The sequence below is a fragment of the Lyngbya confervoides BDU141951 genome (assembly GCF_000817775.3).
Taxonomy (GTDB): Bacteria; Cyanobacteriota; Cyanobacteriia; order Thermosynechococcales; family Thermosynechococcaceae; genus Lyngbya; species Lyngbya confervoides.
The window spans coordinates 1-10,441 of the sequence record NZ_JTHE03000120.1 but is presented as its reverse complement, the minus strand read 5'-3'; the positions used below and the strand labels follow the sequence as shown (position 1 = coordinate 10,441).

General features: G+C 50.4%; 14 protein-coding genes and 1 pseudogene. 3 read left to right on the top strand and 12 right to left on the bottom strand.

Going from position 1 to position 10,441, the window contains the following annotated elements; translation table 11 throughout:
• Window positions 1-73: 73 nt before the first annotated feature.
• Window positions 74-295 (bottom strand): PIN domain-containing protein, encoded by a 222-nt coding sequence (locus QQ91_RS21750; protein ID WP_349306880.1) that lies wholly within the window; start codon window positions 293-295, stop codon window positions 74-76.
• A complete protein-coding gene (locus tag QQ91_RS20935) occupies window positions 292-534 on the bottom strand; it encodes a hypothetical protein (protein ID WP_166283678.1) in 243 nt (80 codons plus the stop codon). Before QQ91_RS20935 ends, QQ91_RS21750 begins: the two co-directional genes overlap by 4 nt.
• 335 nt (window positions 535-869) lie before the next feature.
• Here QQ91_RS20935 and QQ91_RS20930 point away from each other — a divergent pair, with 335 nt between their 5' ends.
• Window positions 870-1,808 (top strand): ISKra4 family transposase, encoded by a 939-nt coding sequence (locus QQ91_RS20930; protein WP_349306879.1) that lies wholly within the window; start codon window positions 870-872, stop codon window positions 1,806-1,808.
• Window positions 1,809-1,957: 149 nt separating this feature from the next.
• On the opposite strand, the gene QQ91_RS20925 is transcribed toward QQ91_RS20930, so the two are convergent.
• The 5 genes from QQ91_RS20925 to QQ91_RS20910 all read right to left on the bottom strand — a co-directional run bounded on the left by QQ91_RS20925 (window position 1,958) and on the right by QQ91_RS20910 (window position 4,002).
• A complete protein-coding gene (locus QQ91_RS20925; RefSeq protein ID WP_236096243.1) occupies window positions 1,958-2,296 on the bottom strand; it encodes a type II toxin-antitoxin system PemK/MazF family toxin in 339 nt (112 codons plus the stop codon).
• A complete protein-coding gene (locus QQ91_RS20920) occupies window positions 2,296-2,532 on the bottom strand; it encodes a hypothetical protein (RefSeq protein ID WP_166283672.1) in 237 nt (78 codons plus the stop codon). Before QQ91_RS20920 ends, QQ91_RS20925 begins: the two co-directional genes overlap by 1 nt.
• A gap of 113 nt (window positions 2,533-2,645) precedes the next feature.
• Window positions 2,646-2,933 (bottom strand): HEPN family nuclease, encoded by a 288-nt coding sequence (locus tag QQ91_RS21940; protein WP_510980330.1) that lies wholly within the window; start codon window positions 2,931-2,933, stop codon window positions 2,646-2,648.
• A 14-nt stretch (window positions 2,934-2,947) separates the two neighbouring features.
• Entirely contained in the window at window positions 2,948-3,217 is a 270-nt protein-coding gene (locus QQ91_RS20915; protein ID WP_166283670.1) for a hypothetical protein, read from the bottom strand.
• A gap of 254 nt (window positions 3,218-3,471) precedes the next feature.
• Window positions 3,472-4,002, bottom strand: coding sequence for a HEPN family nuclease (locus QQ91_RS20910; protein WP_166283658.1), 531 nt, complete (start codon window positions 4,000-4,002; stop codon window positions 3,472-3,474).
• Between the two features lie 514 nt (window positions 4,003-4,516).
• Here QQ91_RS20910 and QQ91_RS20905 point away from each other — a divergent pair.
• Window positions 4,517-5,182, top strand: coding sequence for a helix-turn-helix transcriptional regulator (locus QQ91_RS20905; RefSeq protein WP_166283656.1), 666 nt, complete (start codon window positions 4,517-4,519; stop codon window positions 5,180-5,182).
• A gap of 709 nt (window positions 5,183-5,891) precedes the next feature.
• Window positions 5,892-6,020, top strand: a pseudogene (locus tag QQ91_RS21875) (hypothetical protein); the annotation flags it as partial.
• Between the two features lie 232 nt (window positions 6,021-6,252).
• Here QQ91_RS21875 and QQ91_RS20900 read toward each other — a convergent pair.
• The 5 genes from QQ91_RS20900 to QQ91_RS20880 all read right to left on the bottom strand — a co-directional run.
• Window positions 6,253-7,131: a glycine betaine ABC transporter substrate-binding protein gene (locus QQ91_RS20900; protein ID WP_166283654.1), complete on the bottom strand. Its 879-nt coding sequence runs from the start codon at window positions 7,129-7,131 to the stop codon at window positions 6,253-6,255.
• On the bottom strand, window positions 7,128-7,760 hold the full coding sequence (locus QQ91_RS20895) for an ABC transporter permease (RefSeq protein ID WP_166283652.1): 633 nt from the start codon (window positions 7,758-7,760) through the stop codon (window positions 7,128-7,130). Before QQ91_RS20895 ends, QQ91_RS20900 begins: the two co-directional genes overlap by 4 nt.
• Complete coding sequence (locus tag QQ91_RS20890; RefSeq protein ID WP_166283650.1) at window positions 7,753-8,535, bottom strand: ATP-binding cassette domain-containing protein; 783 nt, start codon at window positions 8,533-8,535, stop codon at window positions 7,753-7,755. The genes QQ91_RS20895 and QQ91_RS20890 overlap by 8 nt, the downstream gene beginning before the upstream one ends.
• Window positions 8,536-8,537: 2 nt before the next feature.
• Window positions 8,538-9,020, bottom strand: a complete 483-nt coding sequence (locus QQ91_RS20885) for a hypothetical protein (RefSeq protein ID WP_166283648.1) — start codon at window positions 9,018-9,020, stop codon at window positions 8,538-8,540.
• Window positions 9,021-9,152: 132 nt separating this feature from the next.
• Window positions 9,153-10,441 (bottom strand): WD40 repeat domain-containing protein (locus QQ91_RS20880; RefSeq protein WP_201277516.1); only part of this gene is annotated, 1,289 nt, incomplete at its 5' end.

The window sequence follows — 10,441 nt, the reverse complement described above, 5'->3', positions numbered from 1 at the left end:
AAGAACTCATGCTCTGTATCTTAATCGACTGGCGACCCTAAAACGCTCATTTTTTCGTTCGACCCTGGGACGGTTACAATGACAGAATGGTTACAGAAGATAGAATACTGGTAATTGCAGGTTCAACCTTTTGAGCACGTTGCGGATTCAGCGCCAAACCGTAACGGAGTTCCATGACTGTAATTGTTGAGATAGCAGTATCAGCAGGTGGGGTTTGTTTGAGTCTGGCTGTAGTTCCAGTTTCACCTTTGATGAAGTCGCTGATGACGCAGGTATCGAGGAGATAACGTATCAAAATAGCTCCGGTTCACGGGGTGGAAGGAGTTCGTCTCGGTAGGACTCAAATGCCGGGAAGTCAGGAGCTCCCTCGTAGGACAAGATAGTTTCAGACCACTGAGAAGCGGAAACGGATAGCGGTTGAATTATCTGGCGCAAGGCTTGCAAAATCAAGGTTTGCACTGGGACATTAGATTGCTCTGCTTGACGGATTAAGTCTTGTTCGAGATCTGGTGGTAGGTCGATCGTGATTTGCATGTGTTATTTCCTTTCATTTACGCTTTATTGTGGCGTTCTTTTACAACTTCATAGAGCCGACGCAATACTTCAATGGGAATTCCAACAGGAGGACAAAGAATTTGGGTGCATTCCACATAGCGACAGGTATCAATACGGATTGAGGAGGGTGAGAGAATAGAAGCGTCGTAACCAGACTCTTTTCATTATGAAGCCACTGTCTCCTGAGGACCAAGCTGCACTTGATGACCATCTCAGGCAAGCCGCCCATATTCTGAAACGCAATACCGAAACCAATAAGCTTCAGGATTTCGAGAGCATTGAGGTAGAGTTGCGAGACCAACTGCTCCAAACGGTTGCCCCCACCCTTGCCGAAGTTTTTTTTCTCAGACTCACAGCCAACCTCCCAGGGTCGATTGAGAGTCATACGAACCCTGGTTGGCCCAGTGGGATTGCCACACCACCGGGGACGAGAGTTAGGCGTGGATTCCAAAAGCCCCATTTCTCCTGCCCTAGAAAAGTGTTGTTTAAGAATGTGTGCCAAGACCTCCTACGAGCAAGCTTCAGAAGACCTTGAGGCGATAATGGGCATCAAGATTAGCCACAGCAGTCTGCACCGGATGGTTTCTCGTATAGAGCAACCGGCCAGTTTGGCTGAGCATCCCAGCGAAGCGATGAGCGTGGATGGGGGCAAGGTGTGCCTGCGCACCGAGCAGGGCAGTCAATGGCGAGATGATAAGCTGATTCGCTTGCACGGCAGTGTGAGTGAGGGATTTTTCCAAGACCCGGCCGGGCTGCAATCGTGGTACGCACAGCAACCTCGTGCCAGGTTGATAACCTGTCTTGGAGATGGACATGATGGGGTTTGGAATGTGATGGAGCAACTCACCCAAGGAGTACCCATATGCCGACAGGTTTTGGATTGGTATCACCTCAAAGAAAACCTCTACAAGGTGGGTGGCAGTCTCAAGCGTTTGGAAACAGTGGAATCGCTACTCTGGCATGGCTGGGTTGAGGCAGCCATTGCGGCCTTTGAGGGTCTCAATCGGCTACAGGCGAAAAGGTTCCAACAGTATCTACGAAAACATCGTCATCGCCTCCCTGATTATCGGCACTACCAGAGGATGGGCATTCCGATTGGGTCTGGCGCGGTGGAATCGAAGATCAAGCAGGTGAGTGCCCGACTGAAAATATCTGGGGCTCGATGGCGACCGGAGAATGTGCCTAAAATGTTGCGGCTCCGTTGTGCCTACCTCAATCGCTCATCATGCCTGAGTATTTCTACTGCTGCATAAGTGGGATGCACCCAGCCCAAGGCTATGAAAAGAAGTCAGTCAAATTATCTAGCAGGTAGATTGAGAACCGCCCATTGCGGACCTGCATGATGGGTGGTGTGGGAGGGGGGATTCGTGAGGATTCTCCCTATCCCGATTAGCTGGCTTTGCTAGAGATACAAAACTGTTCGTAAACCCTCATCTATCTCCTCCTGTAAGGAGTCTGGTATCGAACCAATACGCTCAGTCAAAAAGGTTTTATCAATCGTGAAAATTTGAGAGACATTTACAACGGGATCTCTCGACAAACCCGATACCCCAAGCAGTAATAGTACATTACCTGGTGCTTCCGCTAACCGAATATTTGAAGTGATAATAACGACGATAACAGTGCTAATCTGGCTCTGGGTAAAAGTATCATCTTGAATCACCAAGACGGGACGACGATACCCAGGTTCTGAGCCTACTGGATCGGGTAGGTTCGCCCACCAAATTTCTCCCCGATACATTACCAATCCTCGTGGGGCAAAGACATAAACTGAATTTTTGCCATCACTGGATCAAGTTCAGAGGACTCTGTAGCGTAAACTTGGTTCAATTTGAGCAAGATTTGCTCACGGTTGTACCTTTTCAGGTAAGCCTGTAGCGCTTTCGTGTAAAGCTCACTGCGTGACAGCCCTAACTGCTGAGCAAGCGTTTCTGCCTGTTCAAAGACTGCATCTGGAAGTGAAATTGCAGTTTTCATAGCGACATTGGCTTAAAGTTCTATCCTTTGGTTATACCTTAGTTATACCAGGGCTGCAAGAATGAGCACACCTGGATACCAGAATAGAACCTCTCTGTACGTCCTGATTGGCATCATTGGCTAGCAAACTGTGGATTAGTATGTTTTTGTATATATTTTAAATGCACACTTTGCAATGAATTGAAAAAATCCCCAAACTTGACTAGCGGTAAGCTAAAGGATATTTCTTCAACGTTTTCTTCGCCGCCCTTTTTCTTCGTCACCCTCTGATCTTTGAATGTTACAGAAACACTCGGTTCAAAAGATACTTTCGCGTGGGCTACTGAGTTACGTACGTGCTTTATAAAGTCAATAGAAGTTAGGTCTTCTGCATATTCGTTTTTATATGTGGTCTTATGCAGTGTTACTTCACATCTTAAAAAATCATTAATTTTTTGATATTCATTTTCAAATTCTTGTGCAATTTCTCCCTGGGCACTACCAACATAGCGTAAAGAGCCATAATCGCACTTCCCTGGTTCTGTATCTTGATATCCTCTAGAGATTTCTTTGTCTCGGGTGGAAGATTCAAGCTACTAAATATACTAGAATCTTCGAATTTTACTTCACCTAACTCTTTTAATAGCAGAACAATGTAGTAGCTCTGAAGAATCAAATTATCTTCTTGCGTAATGGTTGTAGTCATTCTGTTGTTTCCTCCAGCTAACGGCAAAAGTCAGCGGTTGCAAATAACCTTGAACTCAGCAACAATCGCCCGTCAATCCGCTGCACTGACGTGTTAGCTGGGGCATACACCGATAACTTCTCAACTATATCTTTCCCAAAATCTACTGGACGTTTTCGGACTTACTGATCACTCTGAAGGGTAGTGCAGGAAATTTATGCGGAGCAAACTAACGCTTGCAAGCTTCGGGCTGTGGCAAATGAAATATAGGTTAACTAACTACCTTGTTGGTGCCAATCCTGACTGTAGGCGATATGAACCTTTTGAAGTTGATTTACAAACTCACCAAGGTATCTTAAAGGCAACTCAGTTGAGAACGATTCATTTTTGTTATTTGCATCAGAAAATATTACAACGTCATTCGGGCGAAACTCGACACGAGCGTGCGCTACTGCATTTCGGATATGCCTTAGAAAGTTAACGATGGTTTTGTCTGAGCTATAGGTTGTCGAGGTATTCTGCGTGTGCGTCCGCAGAAATTGACTAATACTGTCGTATTCTGATGAATATTTCTGCTGTACGATTTCCTTCGGAATTACCAGCATTACATACAATGCTATCAAAACGCATCCCTGATTATCAATGCCGATTGATCGCAAATCGTCCTTAATTTGAGGTACTCCGAAGACCATACCATCATAGTATTCGGACTCAAGCAGGTTATTGTTGTGGAGTTCAGTGAGCAGGGAAAACGTGTAATAACTTTGGAATAAAAGGTTTTCTTCTTGTGTCAGTTCGGTTGACATCTATAGTTCCTCGATTACTGTCTCTTAAGAAATTAAATCACGAACAACCTATATACTAATCGCAACCTCATTTTTTCATCCTGAGAGTGCGATAGTTCGTAAATTGCTGACGGCACAAGTCAGAGATCGCATAACTATCTAAACACTGTATTGATCACCCCTCGCGACTGCCCTCACCATCCACCTTTTGGGTGCTTTCGGAACTACAAACAAAACTCTAACCACTGCCTCAACAGACCATTTTCTGGGCGATTTCGGTTTGACAAATAACCTTGAAAGACGAGTGTAAGGACTGGATTCGGAGCCAGCTAACGTTCCTGCTGAGCGGCTGCAAGTAACCTTCGCAACACAACCCAGATCTCCTGTCAGTCCGCTCCAGCAGGGTTGTTATGCCGCGCTTGGGGTGAGAGTTTCAGCTACTCCAAACGATACCACAGACATCTTTGTCAAGCTGTACTTGACACTCCGCTTTGCCCTGATGTAAAGTGCTACTTGACAAAAAGCAGGCAAATCCATGAAAAACCGATTGAAAGAACTTCGACAACTGCATCAATGGTCACAGTCTGACCTTGCCAGAGAATTAGGAGTGAGTCGTCAGGCGGTTAATGGGTTTGAATCTGGTAAGTTTGACCCCAGCTTGGACATGGCTTTCAAACTTGCCAACCTGTTTAACGTCGCAATCGAAGACGTTTTCGTTTATGAGGCTAAGAACTCTATGCAGACATTAGTTGAGAGAGTCAAAAATTTCTTTGGCTTCGAGTTTGGGTTCGAGCGGTTCAATGAGAAAGCAATTAATGCAATCAATTTCGCTCGAAATGAGGCAGCACGATTACAGAAATCCCAAGTTGAACCAAAGCATCTGCTGGCTGGCTTGTTGGCTGATCCAACCACAACCTCGGCTCGTTTACTTCAAGCCAACGGTGTAACGCCAGACATTGAAACTAACGAACATTCTTTTGAATCCCTCGAAAATCTAGAATTCAGTCCACAAGGCAAGTTCGTTCTAGAGCTTGCTTTGCAAATCGTTCGACTCCAAGGTAAGAAGTCGATTGGGACTGAACATCTCTTGTGGGGTTTAGTTCGGCTATCTGAAACAGATAAAACTGTTCTGAGTGACCTGTTCCAAAATTACCAGTTTGATCGTGAATCCCTGAACAACCAACTAGCAGAAACAGTTTAATTCAAATCAAAAACTGATTGAGACGGCCTACCAGATGTCCGGGATCTTGGTAGGTGGTTTTGTTCTTACCTCACAAGTAACTTCCAAACCACTGCCTCCACCGATACCTTGAGCGGCATAACTATTATTTATACATCATCATGACGCATAACACCCTTGATCGGCATATTATGCGTCAAAGCTACGTATAACGCCCCAACTGAGGGGCATTATACATACTTTTTAAATATAACACCCCTTAATCGGGTGTTATATCAACCTTATATGGTACACGTGACTGGATGGGGTGAGGATCGCTATTGCCTGAAATGGAACGTCGCAGCTCTTTACGTATTCTGATCCTGTAAGCCTCCTTCCGCAATTCTCTCGGGTTACTTTATTTTCTCAAAAGAAAAATTACATGCCTTGCTGTTCCGCCAGAATCGTAAATTTTCCCGGATATAAACGTCCCCATCAAAGCTAGTTTTGGTGATTGGTTAACTCTTGCCCAGAATAGGCGCAAGACGAGTGAAGATTACCAAGCATCGTTTCACGCACAGCTCGAAGCGCGATCGCAATGCCTCCACCCAACACCAGAATCCGCCCTGTCCGCAATTGAGTGTCTAGACTCAGAAGCAAGCTGCAGGCAAAACTCTGCTCAAGGGGCAATATCTGCCTAAACGCAGCGCCTATCCAGGATTCATTAAATCCCTAGGAAAATAATCGCTGGGCCAGATCAATTCGCGAAGCAAGAAGCGCAATCCAGGATCTGCCAGAGAGCAGCCTGAGTCTCAGGAACGACCTGATGGCAAATCCTGATGGCTGCTACCAAGCTGCTCCCAAAAAGTGTGGGCCATAGCTGCCGATGAGACCGGGCGATCGCTCTGCGCCTTTCCTGAAGCGTGGGTTGATACGGTGGACCCACTTCTGGACGATGAGTTTTGCTCAGATTAGCGGCCTCCCAAATTCTCCCCGATTTCACCGTGGTCACCTCAGCCCAAACCCTCAAACTCCGTTGTGAGACGCAGCCAAGTTGTGAGACGCAGCCAACCACGGGGAGTCCATGGCCCATGGCGTCGCTTTAGTCGCGTTTACTCCAACTGCTGGTTCTCCAAAAAACTCCGAACCACCGCCTTCACATCCTCTCCCTGACTGTCTACTTGATCATTCATCTGCTGCATTTCGGTCTCTGAAATCTGGCCCGCCAGCGTCGCGATCGCGTCCTTTAATTCGGGATGTCGCTGTAGCGTCTCGTTGCGCATCACAACCGCCGCCTGGTAGGGCGGAAAATACTGGCGATCATCTTCTAAAATCACAAAATCCAGCCGCGAGAGCACCCCATCGGTGGAATTGCCCGCCACCACATCCACCTGCTTCTCCGATAGAGCGCGGTAGATCAGCCCTAAATCCATGGTCCTTGGCGGTTGGGCAAACTGGAGATTGTAGGTTTTTGCCAGCCCCGGAAACCCATCTTGCCGCTCTAGAAACTCATAGCCAAATCCAGCGCGCCATTGGGGGGCGACTTTCGCCAGATCGCTCAGGGTCGTGAGGTTGTTCTGGCGAGCATCCTCACCGCGCACCACCATCGCAAAGGTGTTGTTAAACCCTAGGGGTTGACTCCAGCTCAGATTAAACTGCTGCGCATATTCCGACTGAACCTGGGCGAATACCGCTTGGGCATTGGATAAAGGCGGCAGTTTCAAAATGGCGCTGTAGGCAGTGCCGGTATATTCAGGATACAAATCTAACTCGCCTGACTTAATGCCCTCGTGACAGACAAAGGTACCGCCTAAATTTAACTTGCGCACAACGGTGAGGTCAGTCTTGGCCTCAATCTGCTGCGCAATCAACTCCGCTAAAATCAACTGCTCCGTAAAGTTCTTTGAGCCAATCACAATGGTGGAGGGGTTCTGTCCCTGACAGCCCCCCAGGGCGATCGCCAATCCCAGTCCCAACAATTGCTTGATCATGCCTGTCCTTGCTTCAGCCATCGCTCCACCCATCCCAACACCATATCAAGCATCAAGGCAATGAATGCCGCAGGGACGGCCCCTGCCAACAATAGCTGATGATCGACCACCGCCACGCCCCGAAAAATAAAGGTTCCCAATCCCCCCGCCCCCACCGCTGCAGCAATGGTGGCCACCCCAACCCCAATCACGGCGGCTACCCGAATTCCATTTAAAATGGAAGCAAGCGCCAGGGGTAAATCCACCTGAGTTAAAAGCTGCCAGTCTGTCATGCCCATCCCTCGGGCCGCCTCCCGAACCGCGGGATCGACCTCCAGAATGCCCACGTAGGTATTGCGGATAATGGGCAGCAGCGCATATAAAATCAACGCCACGATTGCCGTTCTGGGGCCAATGCCCCCAATCAGCGGCAGGGGAATCAAAAACCCAAATAGGGCCAAGCTCGGGATGGTTTGCACCACATTCGCCACTCCTAGCACCCATCTGCGCCAGCCCTCTTGACGGGTGAGAACAATCCCCAACGGCACCCCCAAGGCGATCGCCATTCCCATGGACGCCAGCACCAAGCCCAGGTGCTCCAGACTATGCTGCAGGATTTCCGGCCCCAGGCGCTGCCACGCTTCAACCATGAACCGATCCCTCCATAACGGTTCGTTGAAAACATTGGGCCTCTGGATGGTCTAGCTGCATAAACGCCTGGGCCGAGGTGAGGGACACCAGCGTCCCCTGCTGCATCAAGCCAATGCGATCGCCCAGACGCAGGGCCTCTTGGATATCGTGGGTAATCAGAACCACCGTTTTTTGGAGCGATCGCTGAAGATCTAAAAACAGCGTCTGCACCTCAAAGCGAGTCACCGGATCGAGGGCCGCAAACGGCTCATCCAGGAGCAAAATATCGGGGTTGGCTGCCAAGGCCCTGGCCACCCCTACCCGCTGCCGTTGGCCCCCCGACAGCTGAACTGGATAGCGCTGGGCAAACTCTTCAGGCGGTAACCCCACCTGGGCCAGAAGATCATAGGCGCGGTGCTGAATCTTCCCTGCTGTCCACCCTAAGAGGGAAGGCACCAGGCCTACATTTTGTGCCACCGTCAGGTGGGGCAACAAACCGATCTCTTGAATGACGTAGCCCATGCGCCGCCGCAGGGCAATTAAATCCCAGTCCTGGGTGGTCTGTCCCTGGACCCATACCTGGCCCTGGGTGGGTAAGAGCAATCCATTCATCAGCTTCAGCGTTGTGGTTTTGCCCGATCCGCTGCGGCCGAGCAAGGCCAACACCTCCCCCGTCCGGACCTGAAACGACAGGTTCTTTACCCGCGCCGATCCTCCAGCAGGGGTCCCTGTTGGGGGCCGGGTCTGCAAGGTGACCTGCTGGAACTCAAGGGCCGCAGCGGCAGCACGCACCATCGTCAACCTCCAGGCCGGGAAAGCGACGACCCAGGCCTCAAGCCTTGGCCGCGCTGGGTGGACAGCACGATCCAGCGATCTGGCGCTGGATACCAGGCTGACTCCATGGCCGTAAAGCGATCCGCACGGGGATGGGTCATGAGAATTTGATGCTTAGCTTGGCTTTTCTGAGCCAGATTCACCACCGTTCCTTGCCAGACCCTCTGGGAATCAGCTGAATCCGCCTGCGCTTCCCAGCCAGGCGACAGATGGAAAGAGTACGACGATCCATCGGCCCTTTCAACCTGACATTGCCAATCCCCCACCCAATCCTCTAGATCCCTGAGGCGATCGCTCGGATCCGCAGCCTCCTGTGCAGGATCGGGAACGGCCCTGGCTGCAGACGGAACCCCCCCCGTGCCCACAAACCCACTGCAAGCCACCAACACGAGCAGTGGAGGAATGGGTCTGCACAACCGCGCGATCGCACGTTGGCCTATTTCCATGAGAGTTCTGTCCAAGACCTGCTGTTCAACCTACCAAGAAAACCCTCCGGACGTCATCTATCCCCGACGAAGCCCACCTTGCTCCCCCCACCCTTGTCTCCAGAAGCATTGCCCCCTGAGTCTCCGGTGGACTTAGGGCTGACATACCTCCTGGTGGGTGGAATGCAGTTGTAAATAGTCCTGAAGCCAAGCACAGCCACGGGTAATCAGGCGATCTAAATTTCCCACCTCCCACTGACGCACCTGGTCATCTTGCCCCACACTCATTAAGGTATTGCTGTCAGGCGAAAAGGCCAGACTATAGACGGCCCCCAGGTGCTCCTTTTGCTCGGCCAGCTTTTGCCCCGATAGGGTCCAAACCCGAATTGACCCGTCCTGACCCGCCGCGGCAATTTTTTCCCCGTCCTGGCTGAGCACTAAATTTAAAATACTACTGGCGTGGGATCGAAAACTTTGCTCCAGGATTCCTGTGGGCTTCCAAAGCCGGATGGTGCCATCCTTGCCCGTGGTTACAATCTGCCGACCATCAGCGGTAAACTTGGCGCTGGTCACCCATCCCTGCTGAGTCTCAAACTCGACCAGTTGCTGGCCTTGGGTGGTCAATAAATGCACCGATCCGTCCCGCCCCGCCGTAATCATGCGCTTTCCTTCCGGGCTAAAGTGCACACTCCACAGGGGCTGGTTACTGACCTTGAAACTCTGCACCTGATTGGTTCGGTAGTTCCAAAGTCTGAGAATGCCATCATCAGCCGCGATCGCCACCCAGTTCTGCTTCGGGTAAAAATCCAGGGAATAAACGCGCTGGGTTTTCAGAGTCAACTGATGGAGCAATGTCCCATCCATAGACCAGAGATTGACCTGGTTATCCTCACCCACGCTGCCAATCATCTCGCCCTGGGGATGAATCTTAACCATATTGACTCCCTTGGGATGGGCCTGAAAGGTTTGCAAAAGGGTGCCATTGGGTTGCCAAAGGCGAATCTTTCCATCCTTGCCGCCGGTGGCCATGGTCATACCGTTAGCGCTCCAGTCCAGGGTCCAAATCCGTTCGTGTTGTCCACTCCAGCGGCGTCCCTTTTCAATTTCCCAGAGCCGAATCGTGCCATCATTGCCCGTGCTGAGCAACGTCTGACCATCGGTGCTAAAGGCCGCGCTGCTCACAAACCCCTCATGCCCCTTCAAGCTAGCCAGCGGTTGCCCCGAAGCATCCCACAGTCGAATATCCGTATCCTCGCCCAGTGTGAACAGGGTCTGGCCAGAGGCACTCACCCCCACGCTGTAAATGGAGGTTTGACTGCCCCGCCACTGGTTTAAAATCTCACCGGTATCATCCCAAAGCCGAATAATCCCGTCACCGCCCACGGTAAAAAATTCCAAGTTTCGCGAGTGAGGAGACTGACCCGCACCGAGCTTTGGCGGGA